The organism is Streptomyces sp. NPDC049541 (assembly GCF_044465725.1).
Classification (GTDB): Bacteria; Actinomycetota; Actinomycetes; order Streptomycetales; family Streptomycetaceae; genus Streptomyces.
Genome location: NZ_JBITLY010000010.1, coordinates 60,255 through 84,454, shown reverse-complemented (window position 1 = coordinate 84,454; position 24,200 = coordinate 60,255). Strand labels below are relative to the sequence as shown.

Genomic DNA, 24,200 nt, shown 5'->3' with positions numbered 1-24,200 from the left:
CCAGGAGGGTGGACATGCGCGCTGGAAGACTCACCGCATCCGTGGCGGGAATCATCGCCCTGACACTGACGGCGGCCGGCTGCGGCCTTTCCGGCGGCTCGAGCGGCGGGGACAGCACCGCCGGGGGCTGCAAGGTGGACAAGGGCAACGTCGGCTCCGGAAAGCTGACGGGCGCCGTCAAGGGCCAGATCACCTTCCAGACGACGAATCTGAAGAAAGACTTCGGGAGCTTCTTCAACGGAGTGATCGCCTCCTTCGAGAAGGCCCACCCCGGCGCCAAGGTCAAGTGGATCGACGACCCGGGCGACAACACCTTCACCCAGCGGACCGTCGCCGACGCCCAGGCCTGTACGTTGCCGGACGTCATCAACGTCAACGCCCCGACCGCGACCGCCCTCACCAAGGCCGGCTACCTGCTGAACCTGAGTGTGAAGGACCCGCAGGTCGCTAAGCCGTTCGTGCCGTCGTTCTGGAAGTCCGCCACCTTCAAGGACGCCTCCGGCTCGGCGATCCACACCACGCTCCCCTGGTACACCGGCGGCGTCCTGCTGACGTACAACAAGGACCTGCTGAACAAGGCGGGCATCGACCCGGCGAAGCCGCCGACGACGCTCTTCGGACTGTTCGCCGACTACGAGAAGGTCGCCAAGGCGGGCAAGGGCAGGTTCTACGCGACGATGGCCAACCCGATCTGGCGGATACCGTCGGACTTCGACCAGATGAACATCAAGACGCTCTCCGCGGACGGCAAGTCCGCCGTCTTCGCCGATGACCCGAGGACCACCCAGTGGGTGGCCTGGATGGCGAAGCTGTACAAGGAGGGCGCGATGCCGAAGGACTCGCTGTCCTCCAGCAACGACCCGTCCACGCTCTACAGCCAGGGCAAGGTCGCCTACGGCTCGACGAACCCGAGTTTCGTGCGGTTCGTGAAGCAGAACAGCCCGTCGATCTACGCCAGGACGGCTGTGGGCCAGCAGCCCTACGACGCGCTCGGCCGCGCCTCCGCCGGCGCCCCGCAGTACATCTCGGTCGCGGCGACCAGCAAGCACGCGCCGGTGGCGCTCGCCTTCGCCGAGTACCTCACCAACGCCGAGAACCAGACGGCGTGGTGCAAGGACCCGAAGGTGGTGATCTTCCCGACGACCACGGACTCGCTGAACGACCCGTTCTTCCAGAACGTCACCGGCAGCGACCCGTTCTCCCAGGCCCGCAAGCTGGTCGCCGACCAGCTCAAGACGGCCGACACCAACCAGACCAACCTCTCCCCGGCCGTGCAGAACGCGATCGTGGGACAGGTGCAGCTGGCCATGCAGGGCAAGAAGAGCCCCGCGCAGGCCGTGAAGGACGCCCAGGCGAAGGCGAACGAGCTGCTGAAGCAGGCGGGCTGAGCGTGGCGACCGAGACCGCTGAGCCGGTGACCGTGCCTGGTACGGGGCGTACTGCCGCCGTGCCGGGCACGGCCCCGTCCCGTATCCGCCGCATCGGCCGGGCCGTGCTGCCCGGCCCCGTGCCGGGCGCCAACGGCGCGGCCCTGTACCGCCGTTGGTGGCTGCCCTGGCTGTGGACGGCGCCCGCGATCGTGTGCGCGGTGGTGTTCGGGGTGTTCCCGTTCCTCAACACCGTCCTCCTGTCGTTCACGAACGCCAAGCCGCTGGGCGGCGCCGCGAGCTTCGTCGGGCTGGACAACTACACCCGGATGCTGGGCGACTCGGACTTCTGGCTGGCGACCCGCAACAGCATCCTGTACGCGGTCGTCGTCGTCCCGCTGATGGTGCTGCTGCCACTGATGCTGGCCGTGCTGGTGGAGAGGAACCTGCCCGGCATCGGCTTCTTCCGCTCCGCCTTCTACACGCCGGTCCTCGCCTCCAGCGTGGTCGTGGGCCTGAGCTGGCAGTGGCTGCTGGCGGACGACGGGCTGGTCAACACCTGGCTCGAGAAAGCCCACCTGATCAGGTCCGCCGTCCCGTTCCTCTCCGACTCCTGGCTCATCCTCCTCTCCGCGATGGGCCTGACGCTGTGGAAGGGCCTCGGCTGGTACATGATCTTCTACCTGGCGGCGCTCGGGAACGTCCCCAAGGAGCTGCACGAGGCGGCGCAGATGGACGGCGCCGGCGCGGTCCGCCGCTTCTGGCACATCACCGTGCCGGGCGTGCGCCAGGCGATGATGCTGGTGGGCACGCTCACCGGCATCGGCTGCCTCAGGGTGTTCACGGAGATCTTCATGCTGGGCAGCTCCACCGGCGGCCCCGGCGGCGCCGACCGCACCCTGCCGTTCTACATCCGCGACGTCGGCCTCGACCCGATCACCGGCAACGCCGGCTACGGCTCCGCGGTCAGCGTCGCCCTGTTCGTACTCACCCTCGGCCTGACCCTGCTGGCGCAGCGCCTGACGAAGGAGGACGAGGCATGACGACCGCCGTCGAGAAGCCCCGGCGGCTGATGCCGCGCTGGCGGGAGTACGGCCGCCCCCGCGAACTGGTCGTCCGCTATCTGCTGCTGCTCCTCGTGCTGGGCATCACGGTCGGCCCGCTGGTCTGGCAGTTCCTGGCCTCGCTGAAGGGCGTCGGCGAGGACGTCTTCGGCGCGAACGCCTCGCTGCTGCCGCACCACCCGACCCTGCGGGCCTACCGCGAGGTCTTCGCCCAGGTGCCGGTGGCCACGTACATCCGCAACAGCCTGATCGTGGTCGTCCTGTCCATCACCAGCCAGCTGGTGTTCTCCACCACGGCCGGCTACATGCTCTCCAAGCCCGGCTGGAAGGGCCGCAAGGCGGTCTGGGTGGTGCTGGTCGCCTCCATGATGTTCCCCTTCGAGTCGATCATGGTGTCGCTGTTCCTGAGCATCCGCGACCTGGGGCTGGTCGACAACCTGGTGGGGGTGTGGCTGCCCGGGTTCGTCGGCGCCATCAACGTCCTGCTGATGCGCGGCGCGTTCCTGGCCGTACCGCGCGAGATCGAGGACTCGGCGATGCTCGACGGAGCGAACGAGTGGCAGCGGTTCCGGTACCTCTATCTGCCGTCTGCGTGGGGCGCGATCATGGTGGTCACCATCAACACCTTCATCAGCGCCTGGGACGACTTCCTCTGGCCGCTGATCGTGCTCCGCTCGGAGAACCACATGACGCTGACCCTGGGCCTGTCCCGGCTGCAGAGCTCGTCGTTCGGCTATGACCAGCGGGTGGTGATGGCCGGTTCGGTGATCTCCGTCATCCCGGTGCTGGTGCTGTTCGTGATCACCCAGCGCTGGTTCTACCGGGGCGTCTCGGCGGGAGCCGTCAAGCTCTGACCTCCGCCAGGTCCAGTACGGCGGGTACGGCGGTGAGCGCGGCCCGCGCGGACTCGGCGACCCGGATCTCCACGGTCCTGGTCCCGGCGAGCCGGTCCCTGTCGAGCGGCAAGGTGACCGAACGGCACTCGCCGGGCTCCAGGTCGACACCCTCGAACGCGAACAGTTCGAGGGTGCGCGGCCACGTGGACGTGATCAGCCGCCGCAGATAGACCTGCACGACCGTACGGCCCGACCGCGCACCGGTGTTCGTGACGTCGAGGGTGACGGTGTGCCCGTCCGTGCGCGGCGGGCCGTACGCGAAGCTGGTGTACGACAGCCCGTGCCCGAAGGAGTACAGCGGCTCGGCGCTCTCGTCCACGTAGCCGCCGTACTCGATGTCCTTGTGGTTGTAGTGGACGGGGAGCTGGGCCGCCGAGCGGGGCATCGAGACGGGGAGCCGGCCGACGGGTGCCGTGTGTCCGAGCAGCACCTCTGCGATCGCGTCGCCGCCCCAGGGGCCCGGGTACCAGGCGGTGAGCAGGGCGGCCGGGGTCTCGGGCACGAGATGCGGGCGGCCCTGGACCAGGACGACGACGGTCGGCGTGCCGGTCGCCACGACGGCGTCGAGCAGCACGTACTGAGCCCTGCCCAGCCGCAGCCCAGCGAGGTCGACGCCTTCGCCGCAGGTCATCTCCGAAACGGCCGTGAGCGCGGCCCCGTTGGCGGCGAAGTCCGTCTCGGGGCTGCGGGCGCTGCTGCCGCCCAGCACCAGCACGGCGACGTCGGAGGCGGCGGCCGCGGCGACCGCTTCGGGGATGCCGGAGAGATCGCCGCCGGTGAGGGCACAGCCGCGGGCGTACCGGAGGTCGGTGCCGGGCGGGGCGAGCTTGCGCAGCCCGTCGAGGACGCTGGAGCCGGTGCGCTGCGGGGCGGTGTAGTCGCCGGACTGGTGGGCGGCGGTGGCGGAGTGGGGTCCCAGGACGGCGATACGGGAGACGGTCGCCGGTATCGGGAGGGCGCGGCCGCTGTTGTGGAGGAGGGTGACCGAGGCGCGCGCGAGGGCGGTGCTCAGGGCGCGGCCCTGCTCGGCCGACGGCAACTCACCGCCGCCGTAGGGACGCTCGAAGAGCCCGAGCCGGAACTTCAGGCGCAGGACCCGGGCGACGGCGGCATCGAGGACGGACTCCTCCACGAGCCCCTTCTCCACGGCTTCCTCGAGATGCGTGAAGCCCTCGTCCCACAGGCTCAGGTCGACCCCGGCGTCGAGGGCGAGTGCCCCGGCGGAGACCTTGTCGCCGGTGATGCGGGCCAGCCGGTCCACGGCCAGCCCGTCGGCCATGACCAGCCCGCCGAACCCCCAGTTCTCCCGCAGCACCCCGGTGAGCAGGGCACGGTTGCCGGAGCAGGGCATCCCGTCGACCTCGTTGTACGCGGCCATGACGGCGGCGGCTCCGGCGCGGACGCCCGCGCGGGCGGCGAGGAGGTGGATCTCGTCCAGCTCCCTCCACCCCAGCTCCGACTCGGCGGAGTTGCGGCCGCCGACGGTGGCGCCCTGCCCGGCGAAGTGCTTGAGCACGACGGGTGCCTTGTCGGCGGCGAAGAACTCGGCGGGCTCCCCCTGCATGCCGCGCACCAGTGCCTCCGTCATCCGGGCGGCGAGGCAGGGGTCCTCGCCGAAGCACTCCTCGGTACGGCCCCAGCGCGGGTCGCGGACGATGTCGAGCGCCGAGACCAGCGCCAAGTGGCCGCCGCGGGCGCGGAGTTCGGCCGCGGCGTGCGCGGCGGCGCGCTCGTACAGTTCGGGGTCCCAGGTGGCGCCGACCGCCAGGTTGACGGGGAGGACCGTGCCGTCCAGGGCCATGTGGCCGTGCGGCACCTCCTCCACGAACAACGCGGGTATGCCGAGCCGGCTGCGCTCGAGAACGTGCCGCTGCACCAGCTCCGCGAGAGCCGCACTGTCCTGACCACCGGGCCCGCTGCCGTGGTCGACACCCGACCAGGCGTCGGCGCGCATCAGGCCGTAGAGAGCACCGAGCCCCTCGAAACGGTCGGTCTCGGCGAAGAGCGCGTCGGTGAGTTCGTAGCCGCCGCTGGGGCTGCGGCGGTAGGCGTCCCAGCCGTACATCCGCTGGTTGAGCTGACCGGCCTTCTCCCGGAGGGTCATCCGGGCGAGCAGGTCATGGACGCGGGCGTCGACGGGGGCGTCGGGGTCCCGGTAGAGGGGGCGGCTTTCCTGTGTGGGTTCGGCGCGTTCGGCCGCGCGCTCCGGCTTCGGCATGCGGCCGGTCCTTTCCTTGCTGGCGGGTCGGATTCCGCGGGTTGTGTCGGTCACAGGAGCAGGCGGGCGAGGGCTACGGAGCCTGCGCAGCCGTCGGCCACCCAGTCGAGGCTGAGGCCGAGGGCCTGGAGGCGAGTGGTGAGAAGGGCGGTGAGGGGGCCGCCGGGGCCGAGGAGGCCGCCGGTCGCGACCACACGCTCACCCGGCTGCGGCACCAACGCCCTTACGGTGTCGGTCAGTTGTCCGGCGGCCTCGTCGAGGATCGCTGCCGCCACCGGGTCCTTCTCCCGGGCCGCCTCGGCCACCAGCGGAGCGAGCCGCGCCAGCCGGGTCGGCGGTTCGGCCATGACGACGGGGAGCAGATGCATGCGGTAGGCCTCGCGATCGGCGAGCGCCCACGTGGCGGAGCCGGCACCGGGCACTGGGGTCGGTGTGCCGAGAACGGCGTCCGCGCCAGGGCTGCCATGGGTCACGCCAGGCCCGGGGCCACCGTGGGACGCCCCCGGCCCGACAGGCGGCGCCCCCGGTCCCCGTCCCCCCGGCAGCACCTCCCGCGGCAGCCCCAGCGTCCGCCCCACCGCGCCCGCCAGGGTGGTCTGCCCGCCCCGTCCGTCCGCCATCCGCAGGGCGGCCCTGACCGCCTCGCGGCCGATCCAGAAGCCGCTGCCGTCGTCGCCGAGGAGCCAGCCGTCGCCGTCGACAGTGGCCGTACAGCGGCGGCCGGTGATGCGCATGGCGACCGCGCCCGTGCCGGCGACCAGGGCGAGGCCGTCGGCCGGGGTGCCGGGGGCGGAGGCGAAGGCCGCCTCGATGTCGCTGCTGATGCCGATCGAGGCGGTGCCGATGCCGAGCCGGCGGAGGGCGGCCGTCAGGGCGGTGAGCGCGTTGAGGCGGCCGGGGTCGTCCTCCGCCGCCCCGGTGGCGCCCGCGAAACCGCCGGCCACCGCCGCGACACGGCCCCGCGCGGACTCCGGGACCGCTCGGGCGAGCGCCTCGGCGAGGTGGTCGGTGAGCCGGGGCAGCGGGACGGTGAGGGCGTTGCCGGGCCCGGCGGCACCCTCCCCGAGCACGCGGCCGTCCGCCGCGGCGGCGAGGACCGCGCGGGTACGGGTGCCGCCCGCGTCGAGGCCGACCACCAGCTCCCGCGACTTCTGGTTGAAATCGTTATTCATCATCGACCATGGTGGTTGATACATTCAGCGAGGACAAGCCCCCGACCCCGCGGGGTCGGCGACCCGAGGAGGATCCCATTCCCACGCCCCGCTTCGGCGTCAACTACACGCCCCGCCGCGGCTGGTTCCACGCCTGGCACGACTTCGACCCGCGGCACGCCCGCGAGGACCTGGCCCAGATCGCGGGGCTGGGCCTCGACCACATCCGGGTCTTCCATCTCTGGCCGCTGCTCCAGCCCAACCGCACCCTCATCCGCACGGCCGCCGTGGACCAGCTGGCGCTGCTCGTCGACCTGGCGGCCGAGGCCGGTCTCGACGTCATGGTGGACGGCGTGCAGGGCCATCTGTCCAGCTTCGACTTCTACCCGGCGTGGACCCGCAGCTGGCACCACCGCAATGTCTTCACCGACCCGGAGGCCGTCGAAGCCCAGGCGGAGCTGCTGCGCACACTCGCCCGCGCCCTCGCCGACCGGCCGAACCTCATCGGCCTCCAGCTCGGCAACGAGCTCAACAACCTGGTCGAGCACAACCCGGTGACGGCGGCCGAGGTCGACCACTACCTCGACACCCTGCTGGCGGCCGCCCGCGAGGGCCTGCGCCCCGGTCAGCTGGCCACGCACTCCGCGTACGACGCCGCCTGGTACGGCGACGACCACCCGTTCACGCCCGAGGCCTCGGCCCGCAAGGGCGATGTGACGACCGTCCACCCGTGGGTGTTCTCCGCCGACTGCGCCCGCCGCTACGGCCCCGCCTCCTTCGAGGTGCGGCACCTCGCCGAGTACGGCACGGAACTCGCGAAGGCGTACGCCGACGATCCGTCCCGCCCCGTCTGGGTCCAGGAGACGGGCGCCCCCGAACCGCACATCCCGGCGGCCGACGCCCCGGACTTCGCTCGCGCCACGGTCCTCAACGCTGCGGACTGCCAGGGGCTTTGGGGCGTGACGTGGTGGTGCTCCCACGATGTGGACCGCTCACTGGCCGACTATCCGGAGCTGGAGTACACCCTCGGCCTGTTCGACTCCACGGGCCGCCCCAAGCCGATCGCCACCGCCCTCGCGGACACGATCGCCGAACTGCGCGCCGAGCCCCCCTCCCCCCAACCACGCACCACCGCCCTGGTGCTGGACTGCACGCCCGCGACACGTTCCGTGTCGGGCCCGGGCGGCGCGTACTTCGATGCGTGGATGCGGCTGCGCAGGCAGGGCGAACGCCCGGCGGTGGTGCTGGCGGAACGGGCAGCCGACAAGGGGTACTTGGCGAGGCGGGAAATCACGCAGACCGTGCAACAGGGGGGCTGAAACACCCCCCTTTCTTTTAGGGGCGCGGGGCTGTGTCGATATGCGGCTCCGCCGCGGGGCGCGACAAGCCCCCACCGGCCCGCAGCCGAATCACCGACCCAAGACCTCCGCCACCGCCCGCAGATTGACCCGCCCCCGCCCGTACGAGCACAGGTCACCCCCCTCCGGCAGCCCGGTGTCCACCCGCACCGCGTCCGGCCGCCGGGCCAGCAGGGCGTCCCGGAAACGTGCCTGCCAGGGATGCAGCCCGGCGTCGCACGTGGCCACGACCAGCGGCGAGCCCGCGGCCAGCCGGAGGATGCCGTCGACCAGGGCGCCCTGGTCACAGGGCTCCCCGCTGACCGCCGTACCACTCGCCGCGGGGTCGAGGGAGCGCAGCTCGGTCAGGAGGTCCTCGCCTCCCCAGTTGAGGGCGGGATGCGGGGGCGGGAAGAGGTCGACGACATGGGCGCCCCGCACGGCGGGCGGCACGGCCCGGCTGCGTACCGCGCGGCGCGCCGCCTCAAGCCCGGCCCCGGCGTCCCAGGCGGCCACCACTCCGGCGGGAGTCGCATACCGCTGGGCGAGCCGCCGCACCCGTCCGGCCGCCTCCCACACCCGCTCCTCGGAGAGCCGGCCGGAGTCCACCGCCTCGAGCACCGCGTCCCGGCAGGCGAGCGTGACCTCCAGGTCCGGTACGGCGACGATCACCTGGTCGGCGCCCGCGGCGAGGGCTATGCGGGCGCCGGCCGCCTCGCCGTAGCGGTCGGCGATGGCCTTCATCTCCAGGGCGTCGCTGACCAGCACCCCGTCGAAGCCGAGGTCGTGGCGGAGCAGATCGCCGAGGATGCGGCGGCTGAGGGTGGCGGGGCGGTTGGCGTCCAGCGCCGGATAGACGACGTGCGCGCTCATCAGCATCGGCACGCCCGCGGCGACGGCCGCGCGGAACGGTTCCAGGTCGGCACGCAGCTCGTCGGCCGGCCGCGGGTCGACCGCGAGGTCGTGGTGGCTGTCGGTCTCGGTGCCGCCGTGGCCGGGGAAGTGCTTGGCGCAGGAGGCGATGCCACGGGCCTCAGTGGCGGTGATCCAGGCGCGCAGATGGCGGGCGGCGAGCTCCGGGTCGGCGCCGAAGGAGCGGGTGCGCACGATCGGGTTGTCGGCCCGGCGCTGGAGGTCGGCGACGGGGGCGTACGAGGCGGTGATGCCGAGGGTGGCGAGGTGGCCGGCGAGGGCGTCGGCGCAGCGGGCGGTCAGGTTCGGGTCGTCGGCGACGCCGAGGGCGTAGCAGCCGGGGACCTCGGGGGCGCCCGCGGCGACCAGGTGGCCGATGCCGCCGCCCTCGTTGTCGATGGCCACCAGCAGGTCGGGGCGGATCGCCCGCAGTGCGTCGGTGAGCTCGCGGACCTGCTCCGCGTCGCGCACGTTCCGGGTGAACAGGATGACGCCGCCGAGGCCGCGGTCGATGAGCCGCTTGAGGGTGTCGGGGAAGGTCGTCGTGCCCTCGAAGCCGGCGACGAGACAGCGATGGACCGCCTCGTCCAGGTCGGAGGAGACGGAGGACAGGGCCGGGCCCACGGACAGCTGCTCGGAGGTCACCTCATGGATTGTTCTGGCTTATTCATCCTGAAGTCAACACTTCATTGGTTGAATGATTCATCGACAGGGTGCCGTCGCCCACCGGCCCGCGCCCCGTCGGCTCCCGGACACCACGGCGTCACACCCGGCGGGAACGGTTCGGCCGTGTCCCTGCTCCCGCTCGACGACGCCCCCGGCCGGCCCCCCGCGGCCCTCCCCTCCCTCGCTCCGTCCCCCGTCCGCTTCCGCACGCCCCGCCTGCTCCGCAGCGCCCTGGTGCTGCTCCCCCTGCTCCTGATCGGTGTGTGGGCGGCGGTCGACTGGCGGACCGCGTACGACGGCACCGCCCGGCTGGGTTCCGCCGACCCCTGGTGGCTGCTGGTCGCGCTGTTCTTCACCTGCCTGGGCTGGCTGTCCGCCCCCTGCATCCGGCAGGGCGCGCTGCCGGAGCGGCTCCCGGCCGGGCTGCTGATCGCTTCGCAGTTCGCCGCCGGAGCCGCCAACCACGTACTGCCGGCCGGTATCGGAGCCCACGCCGTCACCCTGCGTTTCCTCCAGGGCCGCGGCATACCGCTGGCCCGGGCCACCGCCTCGCTCGCCCTGTACTCGGCGGTCAAGCCGATGGCGAGGACGCTGGTGCTCCTCGTCTTCCTGGCCGCCTTCCCCGACGTACTGCTGACCGGCGGACTCGTGCCGGACCGGCGGACGTCGCTCCTGGTCGCCGGAGCGGTGGCCCTCGCCCTCATCGCCACCGCCCTGCTCGTGACGACCGTACGGCCGCTGCGCCGCCCCCTCCTCGACGCCCTGCGCTGCGCGCTCACCGACGTACGACTGCTGCACACCCGGCCCGCGCGGGTCCTCGCCCTGTGGGGAGGGTCGGCCGCCGCCCCGCTGATCCAGGCGAGCGTGCTCTTCGCGGTCGGGGCGGCGCTCGGGCTGTCGTTGTCATGGTTGCAGGTCGCCTTCGCGTTCCTGGCCGCGAACACAGCGGTCGGGGCCGTGCCCGCACCGGGCGGCATCGGCCCCGTGGACGCGGCGGTCGTCTTCGCCATGGTCGCGCTCGGAGCACCCATGAACCTGTCCGCGACCGCCGTCATCGGCTACCGCGTCCTGACGGTGTGGCTGCCACTGCTTCCGGGGGCGCTGGTGCTGTCGGCACTGGTGCAGCGGAAGGTGCTCTGAACTCGCCGCCGGGCTTCGTCCGTTCGGCTGCCCGGATCTGGCCCCGGACAGGCAACCCACAGCGCCGAGTCCCCCTCTAACGGGACGACGGGGCAGTACCCGCGACCTCGGCCGTCCCGACGCCGGGCGCGGGCCGAGGGGGAGGATGGAAAGTGCGGAAGCGGAGGACGGCCACAGCCGTGCCCGGGGACGGGGCACGGATCGGCAGTATCGGCGGCCATCCGGTTCGCCGGCACATCGCACTGCTGACCCTGTGGACGGTCGCCTGGTTCTTCGTGGCCGAACGCCATGAAGCCGTGTCCTGGCACTATCTGGTCAGGGGTCAGCAGCTGCTCTTCCACCAGCTCCCCGGCGGCGGCCTCGCCCTCTACGCCAACCACCCCGAGCTGCAGATCGGCCCGGTCAGCTTCCTGGTCGCCGGGCTGTTCGCCCCGTTCCCCGCCGAACTCGGCGAGAAGCTCGCCGACGCGTTCATGTCCGGCCTGGGCCTGTACATGCTGGTGCTGGTCGGCCGCGCCGCCGCCGACCACTACCGGGGCACGGGACTCAACCACAAACGCCTCCAGCAGCGCGTACTGATCGCCGGAGCGGCCTTCATCCCCATGTGGGTGGAGGTCTCGGTGCGTTTCGCGCATCTCGACGACGTCCTGGCGCTGTTCTTCACCACCCTCGCCGTACGGGCGCTGGTGCGCGGGAACGCGACGGCCGTCGGCGTCTTCCTGGCCCTCGCGGTGGACTCCAAACCCTGGGCGGTCGGCTTCCTGCCCCTGCTGCTGGCCCTGCCGCGCCCCGCCCGGCTGCGCTCCGCGGCCTGGACGATCGGCCTGGTGGCCGTCGCCTGGCTGCCCTTCTACCTCACCCACCTGGACACCCTGGCCGCCGCCCGCTTCACGATCCCGAACCAGCCCGCCTCGGCCCTGCGCTGGTTCGGCGTGCACGACGCCGCCACCCCCTGGTGGGACCGCCCCGCCCAGATGGCCCTCGGCATCGCCCTGGGCGCCCTGGCCGTCCGCCGGCACCGCTGGCCGGCCGTCGTGCTGCTCGCCGCCGACGCCCGCATCGTCCTGGACCCGAGCGTCTACACGTACTACAACGCCTCGGTCCTCCTCGGCACCCTGATCTGGGACTCCATCGGCCAGCGCCGGCTGGTCCCCTGGGTCAGCTGGCTCGCACTCATCTCCCTGTACGGCAGCGCCCTGTTCATCCCCTCGGACTCCGCCCAGGGCCTGATCCGCCTGGCCTTCGCGGCCGGTTCCGCGGCCTACGTCCTGTGGTGGCCCCACCGCCCACCACGCAGCAGACGCCCCGGACGCGGGACGCCGGGCCGGGCGCAGATGTTGGCGGACCACCGCTGAACGGAAGCGGTGACTCCGCGCGGTCGGCGGGCAGAAATGCCCCGAGGCGGCCACCCATGCCTCAACACCACTACGGGGGTGCTGACTTGACCGTCATCGTCGGCCTGGTTCACCGCAAGCGAGTACATCTGGCCGGAGACTCCGCGGGCAGTGACGACTACCGGCTCACCATCTGCCGCGACCCCAAGGTGTTCACCAACGGACCCTACGTCCTCGGGTACACCACCTCCTTCCGCATGGGCCAGTTGCTGCACTACGCACTGGAGGCCCCGCACCCGGAAGGTGCCCTCTACCGCTTCATGGCCACGACCTTCGTCAACGCGGTCCGCGCCTGCCTGAAGGACGGCGGCTGGGCGCGCAAGGAGTCCGAGCAGGAACAGGCCGGCAGCTTCCTCGTGGGCATCCACGGCCGGCTCTTCGCCATCCACGGCGACTACCAGGTCAGCGAGTCCGCCGACGGGTACGCCGCGGTCGGCTGCGGCGACGAGTACGCCCTCGGCGCCCTCCACGCCACCGCCGGCCTAGGCCTGAAACCGCGCGAACGCCTCACCGCCGCCCTGCGCGCCGCGGATCACCACAGCGGCGCGGTCGCCGCGCCCTACACCTACGCCAGGACGGCGGACTAGGACGGTCAGCCCTCGTCAGGGGTCAGCCGCAGGGAAATGGAGTTGATGCAGTACCGCTGGTCCGTGGGCGTCGGATACCCCTCGCCCTCGAAGACATGCCCGAGGTGCGACCCGCACCGCGCACACCGCACCTCGGTGCGCACCATGCCGTGCGAGCGGTCCTCGATCAGCTCGACCGCGTCGGTGTCCTTCGGGTCGTAGAAGGACGGCCAGCCGCAGTGCGACTCGAACTTCGTGGTGGAGGTGAACAGTTCGGCGCCGCAGGCACGGCACGAATAGACGCCGGTCGTCTTGGTGTCGGTGTACTCACCCGTGAAGGCGGGCTCGGTCGCAGCCTGGCGCAGCACCGCGTACTCGGCCGGGGTCAGCTCCGCACGCCACTGCTCGTCCGGCTTTTCGACGTCGTACGACATGAAGCTCAGCCCCTTACTTCGCGAGACGGTCCAGGATGCGCGGTCCGAGGTCGGTGACGTCGCCCGCGCCCATGGTGAGAACGAGATCACCCGCCTTCGCCATTCCCGCCACGGCCTCCGGCACCTCGGACTTGTCGTGGACGGGCGTCACGTCCGCGCCCGCGGCCCGCGCCGCCTCGATGATCAGCTCGCTCGTCACGCCCGGGATCGGGTCCTCGCGGGCCGGATAGATGTCGAGGACCACCGACGCGTCCGCCAGGGCCAGCGACTGCCCCATCTCCTCGCCGAGCTCCTGCGTCCGCGAGAACAGGTGCGGCTGGAAGACGACCAGGATCCGTGCCTCGCCCGCCGCGGCGCGCATCGCCTCCAGGTCGGCGGTCATCTCCGTCGGGTGGTGGGCGTAGGAGTCGATGACCTGGACACCGGCCGCCTCGCCCTTCAGCTGCAGTCGGCGCTTCACACCGGTGTACGCGGCCAGGGCCGGCGCCAGTTCGGCGGCGGGGACGCCCAGCGCGACACCCGCCGCGAGGGCGGCCACGGCGTTGTGCGCGTAGTGACGGCCGGGCACGGACACGGCGAAGGTGAGCTCCTGCCCGTCCAGCAGGACCGTGACCTCGCTCTTCAGCCCCTGCGGTACGACGGACAGGACGCGCACGTCGGCGTCCTCGGCCTCTCCGTACGTCACGGTCCTCACGGAGCCGGTCAGCCGCCGGGTCAGCTCGCGTGCACCCTCGTGGTCGGCGGAGATCACCAGCGTGCCGCCGGGCACGATCCGTCCGGCGAACGTCTCGAAGGACTCGTAGATCTCGTCCATGGACGCGTAGTTGGCGTGGTGGTCCAGCTCGACGTTGAGGACGATCGCGACCTCGGGTGCGTACTTGTGGAAGCTGCGGTCCGATTCGTCGGCCTCGGCGACGAAGATGTCGCCCTCGCCGTGCAGGGCGTTGGAGCCGGGCGCGTCCAGGTCGCCGCCGATCGCGTACGACGGCTTCAGCCCCAGCTCGCTCAGCGAGACGGCCAGCATCGACGTCGTGGTGGTCTTGCCGTGCGTGCCGGCGACCGCGATCGGCCTGAGCCCGTCCATCAGCGCGGCGAGGGCGTCGGACCGGTGCACCACCGGAATGTCCAGCTCGGCGGCGCGGGCCAGCTCCGGATTGTCCTTGCGGATCGCCGAGGACACGACGACACAACTGGCGTCGTCGGCGAGATGCTCCGCCGCATGCCCGATATGCACGGTCACACCCAGCGCCCGCAGCGCCTCCGCGGTGGCGGACTCCTTCGCATCACTACCGGCCACCTTGCCCCCACGCTGAGCAAGAATCTTCGCAATCCCGGACATCCCAGCCCCACCGATGCCGATGAAATGCGGTCGCTCCATGGCGGGAGGAAGGTTGCCGGGTGCCATGCGTATGTCTCCCTGTGCGTCCAGATACGGCGGATGTTCAGTCGCCCCAGCCTATTGCCTACGGCGACCGCACCTCCCCAGGGGCGCGGGGAACTGCGCGACCAGCCACGACGCTCCCGCCGTCACAAACGCACCGCACCCCTACGGCGCCTAGGCCTTACTGTGCGAGAACAGCTTCAACACCGGCACCCCCACCTTGTGCCGAGCCCGAGAAGCCCAGTCCCGGTGGAAGAACTCCTCCACGTAGTGGGGATCGGTGAGCACGATCACCTCATCGGCGTCGATCTCGTCCACGAGAGCCTTCAACGCATCCAACGGATGATCCACGATCAGCCGCCCCTCAGCGGAGCTGCCCGCAGCCGTCAGCGCCTGCAGCGACACCTCGAGCGCCCGCTCACCGAAATCCTTCGCGGCGGCCCCCTCGGGGACGTCCCGCTCGTGCGCGACCTCCTCCAGCTCGCCGAGCGCGACGTCGTCGATGGCCCGCAGCAGGCGGTCCGCCTGGTCGCCGCGGGGCTGGAGCAGGACGTGGAAGGAGACCTCCTCGTCTCCGTGCAAGCTGGTGACGAACTCCACGTCTGCGGACGTCAGGGCCTTCTCGATCATCAATACGCTTGTGAACACCGGGCGCCCCTTCTGCGGAAACCATCCTGCCCCGTGCTGTCACGGGGACTGCGAGATTCAGTGTGCCCGCCCCGAGCAAAGCGGAACGGTAGGTTCCGTCGTTTCGGGACGGCGGTGCCGCTGAACGATCCTCAGGGGCGCCGGTAGCGGGTGAAGAGGAACCCCTCCTCCTCCAGCAGCGACGCGAGGACGAAGCGCTGCGGAACGGCGACCGACGGACCGCCCGCGATGCGCTGCGCGTCGCCGGCGGTGAGCATCGGGGAGACGGCGAGGCAGAGCTCGTCGAGCACTCCGGCCGCCACCAGCTGGCCGAGCAGCCGTGGGCCGCCCTCGGTCAGCAGCCGGGTGTGGCCGAGCTCGCCCAGGGCCCGTACCGCGCGGGCGGGCTCCACGCCGACGCCGTCACCGGCGATCACCACCCGGGCGCCGGCCTTCTCGGCGGCGGCGACCCGGTCGGGGGCCGCCGCGGCGCCCGTGAGGACCAGGGTCGGCACCACCGGGGAGGTGAACAGCGGAAGGGAGAAGTCCAGGTCCAGGCTGGCGCTGACCACCGCGATCGCCGGCGCCGGCGGCTGCCCGGCCGCCTGTCGCAGCTCCGCGAACTCCGCACGCGCGCGTGCCGGCCGGTACCCCTCCTGACGTACCGTTTCCGCACCGACGACCACGACGTCCGCCAGCCCGCGCAGGGTGCCGAAGATCCGCATGTCGGCCGCGCTGGAGATCGGCTGCGAGCGGCCGTCGTGCTGGGCGGCCCCGTCGAGCGTGGAGACCATGTTCGCGCGCAGCCACGGGACGGGCCGGCCGTCCGCGGTGGGCTCGGGGTAGGCATAGGCGGCGGCGAGTTCGGCGAGGCTCCACTCGCGGTCGGCCGGGACTTCGGGCCCGCCGGCCCCACCGGTCACACCCTCCTCACCGGGAGTTCCAGGGGCTTTCGGCACTGTCTCGTCGGTCACAGGGAACAGGCGTCGCATGTCGTGCAGTGTGGCACGGCGCTTAGCATGGGGAACCGTGTCGTCCTCCCCTTCCGCCCCCGGCCTCAGCCCGATAGCCGACGCGGCCCCGCTCTCCCTGTGCGCCCGTGCGCCGCACGTCCCCGCGGACCGCCTGGTCGCCGAGATGGTGCCGCCGCCGCGCTTCGACTCGGTCCGCTTCAGCACCTACATACCGGACCCGAACCAGCCCAGCCAGACCGAGGCGGTCCGCGTCCTCGAGGGCTTCGCGGCCGGGCTCGGCGGGGCGCACGCCGTCGGCGGCGGTAAGCGCGGCCTGTTCGGCTTCGGGAAGCCGAAGGCACCGAAGATCCCCGCGGGCCCCCGCGGTGTCTACCTCGACGGCGGTTACGGCGTCGGCAAGACCCACCTGCTCGCCTCCCTCTGGCACGCCACCCCGGCGGAGCCCGCGCTCAAGGCGTTCGGCACGTTCGTCGAGCTCACCAACCTGGTCGGCGCCCTGGGCTTCCAGCAGACCGTGCAGACGCTCAGCGGCCACCGCCTGCTGTGCATCGACGAGTTCGAGCTCGACGACCCCGGCGACACCGTCCTCGTGTCGACCCTGCTCGGCAGGCTCGTCGACGCCGGTGTGGCCCTCGCCGCCACCTCCAACACCCTCCCCGGCAAGCTCGGCGAGGGCCGTTTCGCGGCCGCCGACTTCCTGCGCGAGATCCAGGGCCTGTCCGCCCACTTCCGCGCCCTGCGCATCGACGGCGAGGACTACCGCCACCGCGGCCTGCCCGAGGCGCCGGCGCCCTTCTCCGACGAGCAGGTGACGAAGGCGGCGTACGCCACCCCGGGAGCCTCGCTCGACGACTTCCCGCACCTCCTCGACCACCTCGCCAAGGTCCACCCCAGCCGGTACGGCGCGCTGACCGACGGCCTGAAGGCGGTCTGCCTCACGGACGTCCGCCCCGTCCCCGACCAGTCGACCGCCCTGCGGCTGGTGGTGCTCGCGGACCGGCTCTACGACCGTGAGGTGCCGGTCCTGGCCTCCGGGCTGCCCTTCGACCGGCTGTTCAGCGAGGAGATGCTGAACGGCGGCTACCGCAAGAAGTACTTCCGGGCCATCTCCCGGCTCACCGCGCTGGCGCGGGACGGCAAGGGACTCGCCGAGAGCGACTAGTTCACGCCACCCCACCAGCGCATTTCAGGCTCTCTTCAGCCGGAAACGTGAAGTTAACCCTGCAAACAACTTTGCAGGGTTAACGTGTTTCTTGACCGGCGATTGACCATTCCTTGGTCGATGCAAGAAACTGAGCGACAGGAAGGGGGGCGCATGTTCCGAGGTACGACGAGCCGTACGGTCCTGGCCGTGCTCGCCGCCGCCCTGCTTGCGTTCACCTTCTTCGCTCCCACCACGTCCTTCGCAGCCGCGCACACGGTCCGTCATGCCGTAGCCAAGGATCTGCCCGGAACCAAGCTCTCGGGCAAGGCGCTGCGTGACGAGGCCGCGACGTTCCGCGACTGCGGAATCTCCGGGGCCCCGACCGGCCCCCTGCGCCCCCGCGAGCGTCATGTGAACACCGGATTCACTCCGGAGGAACCCGAGCGCCCACTGTCGGCGCAGGACCCGGCCTCCGTTCACATGCCGGTCGCGAACCGCGCCCTTCAACTGTCGAGACCTTCGACATCCCACTCTCCGGCGGCACTTCAGGTCTTCCGCTGCTGAGAGAGACGCAGAACAGTACATTCCCCCACCTCTGTCCTGCCCACACCGACGCGCCGTCGTGGCGCGCCAGGAGGAGTCACCATGCAGCCCCTCATCGACAACGCCCGTACGTTCGGACATCGCCCTGAGGAGTTCGCCAAACTCGCCGAAGGCCAGTCCCCGCAGGTGCTGTTCATCACCTGCTCCGACTCCAGGGTCGTCCCGGCCCTGATCACCGGCGCCCGCCCGGGCGAGCTCTTCGAGCTGCGCACCGCGGGCAACATCGTCCCGCCGTTCGCCTCCGAGCACCCCACCAGCGAGGCGGCCACCATCGAGTACGCCGTGGAGGTGCTAGGGGTCGACGACATCGTGGTCTGCGGCCACTCGCACTGCGGCGCCGTCGGTGCCCTGGTGCGCGGCGACGACCTGACCGCCGTCCCCGCCGTGCGCGACTGGCTCGCGCACGCCACCCCGCGCCCGGCAGGCGCGGTCGAGGACCCGGCCGTCGCCGAGGGCGTGCAGAGCCACGTCCTGACGCAGTTGCTGCGGCTGCGCTCCTACCCGTACATCGAGAAGAAGCTGAAGGACCGTCAACTGTCCTTGCACGCCTGGTACTACGAGGTCCACACCGGCGCCGTCCTGGCGCACGACAGCGCCTCCGACGTCTTCAAGGCTCTGTGAGCGCCGCCATGACGACCAAGTACCCTTATCTGAGGCAGGACTTCCTCGCCTCCATAGTCGTCTTCCTGGTCGCCGTGCCGCTGTGCGTCGGCGTGGCGGTCGCCTCCGGCGTCCCGGCGGAGCTGGGCCTCGTCACCGGCATCGTGGGCGGCCTCGTCACCGGGTTCCTGCCCGGCAGCAGCCTCCAGGTCTCGGGGCCGGCCGCCGGCCTGACCGTGCTCGTCTTCGAGGCCGTCAGCGAGTTCGGCGTCGGCACGCTCGGCGTGATCGTGCTGATGGCCGGTCTGCTCCAACTCGCCATGGGTTTCCTCAAGATTGGCCGCTGGTTCCGGGCGATATCCGTCTCCGTCGTCGAGGGCATGCTCTGCGGCATCGGCCTGGTGATCATCGCCGGGCAGATCTACGCGGCAGCCGGCCTGAAGGCCCCGTCGACCGGCATCGGCAAGATCGCGGGCCTGCCGGGGGCTTTCGCCGACGCCCTCGGCAGCAGCGCGGCCCTGGCCTCGCTCGGGATCGGTGCGGGCACCATCGCCGTCATCGTGTTGTGGAAGAAGCTGCCGAAGGCGGTGCAGTCGGTGCCTGGCGCCCTCGCCGCGGTGGTCCTGGCCACGGCCGCCGCCCTGGCCTTCGGCCTGCCGGTCGCCACCGTCACGGTGGAGGGCCTGTTCGGTGTCATCCAGGTGCCCGGGGCCGGCGCCTTCGGCGAGCTGGCCACCCCGGCCATCTGGGGCACGATCATCGCGTTCGCGCTGATCGCCTCGGCGGAGAGCCTGTTCAGCGCGGCGGCCGTGGACCGGCTGCACGACGGTCCGCGCACCGAGTACAACAAGGAGATGGTCGCGCAGGGCGTGGGCAACACGGTGTGCGGTCTGCTCGGCGCCCTGCCGATGACCGCGGTGATCGTGCGCAGCTCCGCCAACGTCAACGCGGGCGCCAAGACCAAGGCCTCGCGGGTGCTGCACGGCGCCTGGCTGCTGCTGTTCGCCGCCGCGCTGCCCTCCGCCCTCGCGCTGGTCCCGATCCCCGCCCTGGCCGGCATCCTGGTGCACGCGGGCTGGAAGCTGATCCCGTTCCGCCAGATCTCGACGCTGTGGCGCAGCCACCGGGGCGAGGCCCTGATCCTCGTGGTGACAGCCGTGTCGATCGTCGCGGTGAACATGTTCGAGGGTGTGCTCATCGGTCTGGCCCTGTCCGTGGTCAAGACCGCCTGGGAGGCCTCGCATCTCAAGACCGAGGTCATCGACAAGGGCGCGGGGCCCATCCAGGTCCACCTCTCGGGCAACGCCACCTTCCTGCGGCTGCCGAAGATCCTCGACAGCCTGGAGGCGCTGCCCCAGGACCGCCCGGTCGAGCTGGACCTGTCCGGGCTGCACCACCTGGACCACGCCTGCCGTACGGCGCTGGAGAACTGGGCCGAGCGGCACAGCGCGGTCGGCACCGAACCCGTGCGGATGACGGCGGCGTAGCCGTATCACCATGCCCGGTCCGAGACTCGACCAGTGTCTCGGACCGGGCATATCGTTACAGAAACGTACAAAAGTGGCCTCTCGAAGAGGAGGTCGACATGCTCGAAGAGCTGCTGGGAGCGGTCGTGGCCGCCGGCGCCGCAGGCCTGGTGTATCTCTCGGCCGCGGCACGGGTCGTCAAGCAGTACGAGCGCGGGGTGGTCCTCCGGCTCGGACGGCTGAGGGGCGGGGTGCGCGAGCCGGGGTTCACGCTGATCATCCCCGGGGTGGACCGGCTGCGTAAGGTCAACATGCAGATCGTGACGATGCCCGTGCCCGCGCAGGAGGGGATCACGCGCGACAACGTGACCGTGCGGGTGGACGCCGTCGTGTACTTCAAGGTCGTGGATGCGGCGGCCGCGATCATCAACGTCGAGGACTACCGCTTCGCCGTCTCGCAGATGGCGCAGACCTCGCTGCGGTCCATCATCGGCAAGAGCGAGCTGGACGACCTGCTGTCCAACCGCGAGAAGCTCAACGAAGGCCTCGAGCTGATGATCGACAGCCCCGCGGTCGGCTGGGGCGTGCAGATCGACCGGGTCGAGATCAAGGACGTGTCGCTGCCGGACACGATGAAGCGTTCCATGGCCCGGCAGGCGGAGGCGGACCGCGAGCGGCGGGCCCGGATCATCAATGCGGACGCCGAGTTCCAGGCCTCCAAGAAGCTGGCCGAGGCCGCCAAACAGATGTCTGATCAGCCTGCCGCGCTCCAGCTGCGGCTGCTGCAGACCGTGGTCGCGGTGGCCGCCGAGAAGAACTCGACGCTCGTGCTGCCCTTCCCCGTGGAGCTGCTGCGGTTCCTGGAACGGGCGCAGGAACATCAGCCGCCGCCTGCGCCGCCGCCTGCGCCTGCGCCGCCGGACCGCCAGATCGAGACGTGACACGTGTTACCCGCGTGGTTCCCGTGCCGCGCGGCGGGTGATAGACACAGCGACGTCACAGTTCCTGTCCGCCAACAGGAAGGTTGCACCCTTCATGTCTGCAACACGACGTCAGATCCTTGCCCGCTCCGGTGCCCTAGGGGTGGGCATCGCTTTCACCGGGGCCCTGTCCGAGCTGTTCGCGGGAACAGCCGCCGCCCAGGACCTCGGCCACACCGGTTACGGCCCCCTCGTCCCCGACCCGAACGGCCTGCTCGACCTCCCGAAGGGCTTCCGCTACCAGGTCCTCTCCCGCGAGGGCGACCAACTCCGCTCCGGCGAGGGCCCGGTGCCCTCGAACCACGACGGCATGACGGCTCTGCCCGCGAGAGGCGGGCGCGTCCACCTGGTCCGCAACCACGAGAACCGCCCCACCGCGAAGCACGCCGTCCCCACGGTCGCGGGCCTCACCTACGACCCGGCGGGCAAGGGCGGTTGCACGGCCCTGACCCTGGACTCCTGCAACAACGTGCTGACGGTAGTTGATGAGCGTGTCGCCATCGCCGGTACGGCCGTCAACTGCGCGGGCGGGCGGAGCCCTTGGGGCACCTGGCTGACCTGCGAGGAGACCGAGGACAAGGCCGGTACCAACGGCTACACCAAGGACCACGGCTTCATCTTCGAGGTCGACCCGGCCGACCCGCACCGCACGGGCGCCGTCCCGCTGACCGCGATGGGCCGCTTCCAGCACGAGGCGATCGCGATCGACCCGAAGCGCGGGATCGTCTACGAGACCGAGGACGCCTTCCTCAAGCCCTTCGGCCTCTTCTACCGCTTCCTGCCCCACAAGCCGCTCGGCGGCGTCGGTTCGCTGCGCGCGGGCGGCCGGCTGCAGGCGATGCGGGTGCCCGGCGTACCCGACCTGTCCACGATCCAGGAGCCCGGCGCCGCCTTCGACGGCATCGAGTGGGTCGACGTACCGGACCCCCTCGCCGCCCAAACCCCTGTCCGGCTGCAGGACTTCGGCCCGAAGGGCATCACCCACGCGCAGAAGCTGGAAGGCTGCTACTGGGGTGGCCGGTGCGTGTACTTCGTGTCGTCCTTCGCCCGCAGCGCCGACGGTTCGGCGGCCGACCACTACGGCCAGATCTGGCGCTACGACCCCTCGGCACGCCGTCTGACCCTGGTGATCGTCTTCGGCCCGGACACCGATGTCCAGCTCCCCGGCGAGTCCCCGGACAACATCTGCCTCGCTCCCAGCGGCGGCCTGATGGTCTGCGAGGACGGCAACGGCGCCCAGCATGTCTTCGGCGTGACCAGGGCCGGCGAGGTGTACGCGATGGCCCGCGGGAGACAGAACATCGGCACCCCGGACGCTCCCGAGTGGGGCGAGTTCGCCGGCGTCACCTTCTCCCCCGACGGGCGCACGATGTACGTCAACTGCTACACGCCCGGCACGACGTTCGCGGTGACGGGGCCCTGGCGCAGGTAGCGGGGGCGCAGGGGCGCGGCTAGCGTTTCGTCCATGCATCGCAGGCTCGTGATCGTCGTCGCCGCGGCGGCAGTGGGGCTCGCCTCGGGGTGCGGGGACAACGACAGTGGCACGTCCGTCCCCGCACCCAGCGCCGCGCGGCGGATCACCGTGACGAGCAGCGCCTTCCCGGAGGGCGGCACCGTCCCCCGCCGCTACACGTGCGACGGGGAGAACGTCTCACCACCGCTGGACCTGTCCGGCGTCCCCGACGGCGCCGCCGAACTGGTCGTGCTGGTCGAGGACCCGGACGCCCCGAACGGCACCTTCGTGCACTGGCTGATGTGGGGCATCGACCCGCACGACACCCACTGGGCCGCCGGCCAGGTGCCCAAGGGCGCCACACAGGGCCGCAACGGCTTCAAGAAAAACGCGTACGGCGGCCCCTGCCCGCCCAAGGGCAGGCCCCACCACTACGTCTTCTCGGTCTACGCCACCGACAAGACCCTCACCCTGTCGGCCGACGCCACGGCCGACGACGTCAGACGCGCCCTGACCGGCCACACAGCGGCCTCCGGCACCTTGACGGGCAGCTACGGGCACTGATCGCCGGGCGCTCCCACGGAGTGACGCGCCGATACACGATTAACCCGTTTCATCCACTTATGTTCGTACGATGATCAGTCCCGTACGACCTGTATCTGTCGCCCGCCATGCAGCCGCTGCCTGCGCACTCGGCGCCGTGCTCACCGCCTGCGGCGCCCCCGATGTGGCCCATTCCGCTCGCCCTGCCCCGTCCGCGACCCCCGCCGCCCCGTCCCGGCCCCCTACGCTGGCCCCCGGCCCCGCCGGTCTCACGCCCGTCTTCAAGAACGGCCCCCGTACACAGGGCAGAACCGTTGCGCTCACCTTCGATGCCGACATGACCGCCGATCAGGGAGCGCGGGCCGCGGCGGGCGAGCGGTTCGACAATCCCGAGCTGATCGCGACGCTGCGGGCGCTGAAGGTTCCGGCGACCGTGTTCATGACCGGGCGGTGGGCGGACGAATACCCGGCGCAGGCGCGGTCCGTCGGGCGGGACCCGCTCTTCGAGGTCGCCAATCACTCCTACAGCCACTACAGCTTCACCGGGAACTGCTACGGGCTGCCGACCGTCTCCGAGGACCGGATGCGGTCGGACGTGGAGCGTGCGTACGCCGCGTTCCGCAGGGCCGGGGTACCGCACGCGATGCCGTACTTCCGCTTCCCGGGCGGCTGTTACGACCGGCAGGCCCTGAAGGCGCTGGCCGCGACCGGCGTCACCGCCGTGCAGTGGGACGTGGTGAGCGGCGACGCGTTCGCCACGGACGCGGAGGCGGTTGCCCGGCAGGTGCTGGAGGGGGTGCGGGCGGGTTCGGTCGTCGTCATGCACTGCACACGCAGCGCGGCGCCGGTGACCGAACAGGCGGTGCGCACCATCGTGCCGGAGCTCCGCAGGAAGGGCTTCCGCTTCGTGAAGGTGTCCGAACTGATCGGGGCCGCGAGGGGCCGGCAGTGAGCGGCTTACGCTGGAGGGGTGAGCGAGGACTACTGCACCATCCGCGACGCCACGAAGCCGCCCCGGGCGGACGGACCGCCGTATGCCGAGTGCGTACTCTGCCGCGAGCCGACGGAGTACCCGGAGTCGTACAAGGGCATCACCCTGTGCCCGGTGTGCGAGTGGCAGGAGGCCCAGCGCACCGCCTGCTCCGGCTGAACAACGGACCGCCCCAGGGGGCGGGGGCTGCGTCGATTTGCGGCGCCGCCGCGTGAGCGCGAGCAGCCGCCGGCCCGCAGCGTCGCTGCTGCCCCCAGCAGAGCGCCGCCCCAGGCCCAGCGACGCAACCCGAC

23 protein-coding genes are annotated in these 24,200 nt (G+C 71.4%); 16 read left to right on the top strand and 7 right to left on the bottom strand.

What is annotated here, in order from left to right:
- Positions 1-14: 14 nt before the first annotated feature.
- The 3 genes from ACIBW9_RS32135 to ACIBW9_RS32125 are packed head-to-tail and all read left to right on the top strand — an operon-like array spanning position 15 to position 3,285.
- A complete protein-coding gene (locus ACIBW9_RS32135; RefSeq protein WP_398960531.1) occupies positions 15-1,388 on the top strand; it encodes an extracellular solute-binding protein in 1,374 nt (457 codons plus the stop codon).
- 2 nt (positions 1,389-1,390) lie between these two features.
- Positions 1,391-2,410: a carbohydrate ABC transporter permease gene (locus ACIBW9_RS32130; RefSeq protein ID WP_398960530.1), complete on the top strand. Its 1,020-nt coding sequence runs from the start codon at positions 1,391-1,393 to the stop codon at positions 2,408-2,410.
- A complete protein-coding gene (locus ACIBW9_RS32125) occupies positions 2,407-3,285 on the top strand; it encodes a carbohydrate ABC transporter permease (RefSeq protein WP_398960529.1) in 879 nt (292 codons plus the stop codon). Before ACIBW9_RS32130 ends, ACIBW9_RS32125 begins: the two co-directional genes overlap by 4 nt.
- On the opposite strand, the gene ACIBW9_RS32120 is transcribed toward ACIBW9_RS32125, so the two are convergent.
- Together ACIBW9_RS32120 and ACIBW9_RS32115 are read right to left on the bottom strand one after the other, a co-directional pair.
- Positions 3,275-5,545 (bottom strand): glycoside hydrolase family 3 N-terminal domain-containing protein, encoded by a 2,271-nt coding sequence (locus ACIBW9_RS32120; protein WP_398960528.1) that lies wholly within the window; start codon positions 5,543-5,545, stop codon positions 3,275-3,277. The two genes, ACIBW9_RS32125 and ACIBW9_RS32120, sit on opposite strands and share 11 nt — an antisense overlap.
- Positions 5,546-5,595: 50 nt before the next feature.
- Entirely contained in the window at positions 5,596-6,717 is a 1,122-nt protein-coding gene (locus ACIBW9_RS32115) for an N-acetylglucosamine kinase (RefSeq protein WP_398960527.1), read from the bottom strand.
- 8 nt (positions 6,718-6,725) lie between these two features.
- Between ACIBW9_RS32115 and ACIBW9_RS32110 the strand changes: the two genes are divergently transcribed.
- Entirely contained in the window at positions 6,726-8,015 is a 1,290-nt protein-coding gene (locus tag ACIBW9_RS32110) for a glycosyl hydrolase (protein ID WP_398960526.1), read from the top strand.
- A gap of 90 nt (positions 8,016-8,105) precedes the next feature.
- On the opposite strand, the gene nagZ is transcribed toward ACIBW9_RS32110, so the two are convergent.
- Entirely contained in the window at positions 8,106-9,590 is a 1,485-nt protein-coding gene (gene nagZ, locus ACIBW9_RS32105; protein WP_398960525.1) for a beta-N-acetylhexosaminidase, read from the bottom strand.
- A gap of 144 nt (positions 9,591-9,734) precedes the next feature.
- On the opposite strand from nagZ, the gene ACIBW9_RS32100 reads away from it, so the two are divergent.
- The 3 genes from ACIBW9_RS32100 to ACIBW9_RS32090 all read left to right on the top strand — a co-directional run bounded on the left by ACIBW9_RS32100 (position 9,735) and on the right by ACIBW9_RS32090 (position 12,732).
- A complete protein-coding gene (locus ACIBW9_RS32100) occupies positions 9,735-10,751 on the top strand; it encodes a YbhN family protein (protein WP_398960524.1) in 1,017 nt (338 codons plus the stop codon).
- Between the two features lie 179 nt (positions 10,752-10,930).
- A complete protein-coding gene (locus ACIBW9_RS32095; protein ID WP_398960523.1) occupies positions 10,931-12,106 on the top strand; it encodes a hypothetical protein in 1,176 nt (391 codons plus the stop codon).
- A gap of 86 nt (positions 12,107-12,192) precedes the next feature.
- A complete protein-coding gene (locus tag ACIBW9_RS32090; RefSeq protein ID WP_398960522.1) occupies positions 12,193-12,732 on the top strand; it encodes a hypothetical protein in 540 nt (179 codons plus the stop codon).
- 5 nt (positions 12,733-12,737) lie between these two features.
- On the opposite strand, the gene msrB is transcribed toward ACIBW9_RS32090, so the two are convergent.
- The 4 genes from msrB to ACIBW9_RS32070 all read right to left on the bottom strand — a co-directional run bounded on the left by msrB (position 12,738) and on the right by ACIBW9_RS32070 (position 16,145).
- A complete protein-coding gene (msrB, locus tag ACIBW9_RS32085) occupies positions 12,738-13,145 on the bottom strand; it encodes a peptide-methionine (R)-S-oxide reductase MsrB (RefSeq protein ID WP_351467664.1) in 408 nt (135 codons plus the stop codon).
- Between the two features lie 13 nt (positions 13,146-13,158).
- Positions 13,159-14,550, bottom strand: a complete 1,392-nt coding sequence (gene murC, locus ACIBW9_RS32080; protein WP_398960521.1) for a UDP-N-acetylmuramate--L-alanine ligase — start codon at positions 14,548-14,550, stop codon at positions 13,159-13,161.
- 150 nt (positions 14,551-14,700) lie between these two features.
- The gene (locus ACIBW9_RS32075; RefSeq protein ID WP_398960758.1) at positions 14,701-15,156 is read right to left on the bottom strand and encodes an indole-3-glycerol phosphate synthase; all 456 of its coding nucleotides are present in this window, start codon (positions 15,154-15,156) and stop codon (positions 14,701-14,703) included.
- Between the two features lie 149 nt (positions 15,157-15,305).
- Positions 15,306-16,145, bottom strand: a complete 840-nt coding sequence (locus ACIBW9_RS32070) for a pyrimidine reductase family protein (RefSeq protein WP_398960520.1) — start codon at positions 16,143-16,145, stop codon at positions 15,306-15,308.
- A 37-nt stretch (positions 16,146-16,182) separates the two neighbouring features.
- Between ACIBW9_RS32070 and zapE the strand changes: the two genes are divergently transcribed.
- From zapE to ACIBW9_RS32025, 9 genes are all read left to right on the top strand, one after another.
- Entirely contained in the window at positions 16,183-17,289 is a 1,107-nt protein-coding gene (zapE, locus tag ACIBW9_RS32065; RefSeq protein ID WP_398960519.1) for a cell division protein ZapE, read from the top strand.
- Positions 17,290-17,442: 153 nt separating this feature from the next.
- Positions 17,443-17,835: a hypothetical protein gene (locus ACIBW9_RS32060; RefSeq protein WP_398960518.1), complete on the top strand. Its 393-nt coding sequence runs from the start codon at positions 17,443-17,445 to the stop codon at positions 17,833-17,835.
- 81 nt (positions 17,836-17,916) lie between these two features.
- On the top strand, positions 17,917-18,495 hold the full coding sequence (locus ACIBW9_RS32055; protein WP_398960517.1) for a carbonic anhydrase: 579 nt from the start codon (positions 17,917-17,919) through the stop codon (positions 18,493-18,495).
- An 8-nt stretch (positions 18,496-18,503) separates the two neighbouring features.
- Positions 18,504-19,961 (top strand): SulP family inorganic anion transporter, encoded by a 1,458-nt coding sequence (locus tag ACIBW9_RS32050; protein ID WP_398960516.1) that lies wholly within the window; start codon positions 18,504-18,506, stop codon positions 19,959-19,961.
- 98 nt (positions 19,962-20,059) lie between these two features.
- Positions 20,060-20,881, top strand: a complete 822-nt coding sequence (locus tag ACIBW9_RS32045) for a slipin family protein (protein WP_398960515.1) — start codon at positions 20,060-20,062, stop codon at positions 20,879-20,881.
- Between the two features lie 94 nt (positions 20,882-20,975).
- The gene (locus ACIBW9_RS32040) at positions 20,976-22,352 is read left to right on the top strand and encodes a PhoX family protein (protein ID WP_398960514.1); all 1,377 of its coding nucleotides are present in this window, start codon (positions 20,976-20,978) and stop codon (positions 22,350-22,352) included.
- 33 nt (positions 22,353-22,385) lie between these two features.
- Positions 22,386-22,937, top strand: coding sequence for a YbhB/YbcL family Raf kinase inhibitor-like protein (locus ACIBW9_RS32035; RefSeq protein ID WP_398960513.1), 552 nt, complete (start codon positions 22,386-22,388; stop codon positions 22,935-22,937).
- Between the two features lie 70 nt (positions 22,938-23,007).
- Positions 23,008-23,868: a polysaccharide deacetylase family protein gene (locus ACIBW9_RS32030; protein WP_398960512.1), complete on the top strand. Its 861-nt coding sequence runs from the start codon at positions 23,008-23,010 to the stop codon at positions 23,866-23,868.
- Between the two features lie 18 nt (positions 23,869-23,886).
- Complete coding sequence (locus ACIBW9_RS32025) at positions 23,887-24,066, top strand: hypothetical protein (protein ID WP_398960511.1); 180 nt, start codon at positions 23,887-23,889, stop codon at positions 24,064-24,066.
- Positions 24,067-24,200 lie beyond the last annotated feature (134 nt).

What these genes read in the sequence shown, in the direction of transcription:
- ACIBW9_RS32125 (WP_398960529.1), top strand. Translation starts at nt 2,407, where the DNA reads ATGACGACCGCCGTCGAGAAGCCCCGGCGGCTGATGCCGCGCTGGCGG.
- ACIBW9_RS32135 (WP_398960531.1), top strand. Translation starts at nt 15, where the DNA reads ATGCGCGCTGGAAGACTCACCGCATCCGTGGCGGGAATCATCGCCCTG.
- ACIBW9_RS32110 (WP_398960526.1), top strand. Translation starts at nt 6,726, where the DNA reads ATGGTGGTTGATACATTCAGCGAGGACAAGCCCCCGACCCCGCGGGGT.
- ACIBW9_RS32120 (WP_398960528.1), bottom strand. Translation starts at nt 5,545, where the DNA reads ATGCCGAAGCCGGAGCGCGCGGCCGAACGCGCCGAACCCACACAGGAA.
- ACIBW9_RS32060 (WP_398960518.1), top strand. Translation starts at nt 17,443, where the DNA reads ATGTTCCGAGGTACGACGAGCCGTACGGTCCTGGCCGTGCTCGCCGCC.
- ACIBW9_RS32050 (WP_398960516.1), top strand. Translation starts at nt 18,504, where the DNA reads ATGACGACCAAGTACCCTTATCTGAGGCAGGACTTCCTCGCCTCCATA.
- ACIBW9_RS32030 (WP_398960512.1), top strand. Translation starts at nt 23,008, where the DNA reads ATGATCAGTCCCGTACGACCTGTATCTGTCGCCCGCCATGCAGCCGCT.
- msrB (WP_351467664.1), bottom strand. Translation starts at nt 13,145, where the DNA reads ATGTCGTACGACGTCGAAAAGCCGGACGAGCAGTGGCGTGCGGAGCTG.
- ACIBW9_RS32035 (WP_398960513.1), top strand. Translation starts at nt 22,386, where the DNA reads ATGCATCGCAGGCTCGTGATCGTCGTCGCCGCGGCGGCAGTGGGGCTC.
- ACIBW9_RS32055 (WP_398960517.1), top strand. Translation starts at nt 17,917, where the DNA reads ATGCAGCCCCTCATCGACAACGCCCGTACGTTCGGACATCGCCCTGAG.
- ACIBW9_RS32070 (WP_398960520.1), bottom strand. Translation starts at nt 16,145, where the DNA reads ATGCGACGCCTGTTCCCTGTGACCGACGAGACAGTGCCGAAAGCCCCT.
- ACIBW9_RS32045 (WP_398960515.1), top strand. Translation starts at nt 20,060, where the DNA reads ATGCTCGAAGAGCTGCTGGGAGCGGTCGTGGCCGCCGGCGCCGCAGGC.
- ACIBW9_RS32115 (WP_398960527.1), bottom strand. Translation starts at nt 6,717, where the DNA reads ATGAATAACGATTTCAACCAGAAGTCGCGGGAGCTGGTGGTCGGCCTC.
- murC (WP_398960521.1), bottom strand. Translation starts at nt 14,550, where the DNA reads ATGGCACCCGGCAACCTTCCTCCCGCCATGGAGCGACCGCATTTCATC.
- ACIBW9_RS32040 (WP_398960514.1), top strand. Translation starts at nt 20,976, where the DNA reads ATGTCTGCAACACGACGTCAGATCCTTGCCCGCTCCGGTGCCCTAGGG.
- ACIBW9_RS32075 (WP_398960758.1), bottom strand. Translation starts at nt 15,156, where the DNA reads ATGATCGAGAAGGCCCTGACGTCCGCAGACGTGGAGTTCGTCACCAGC.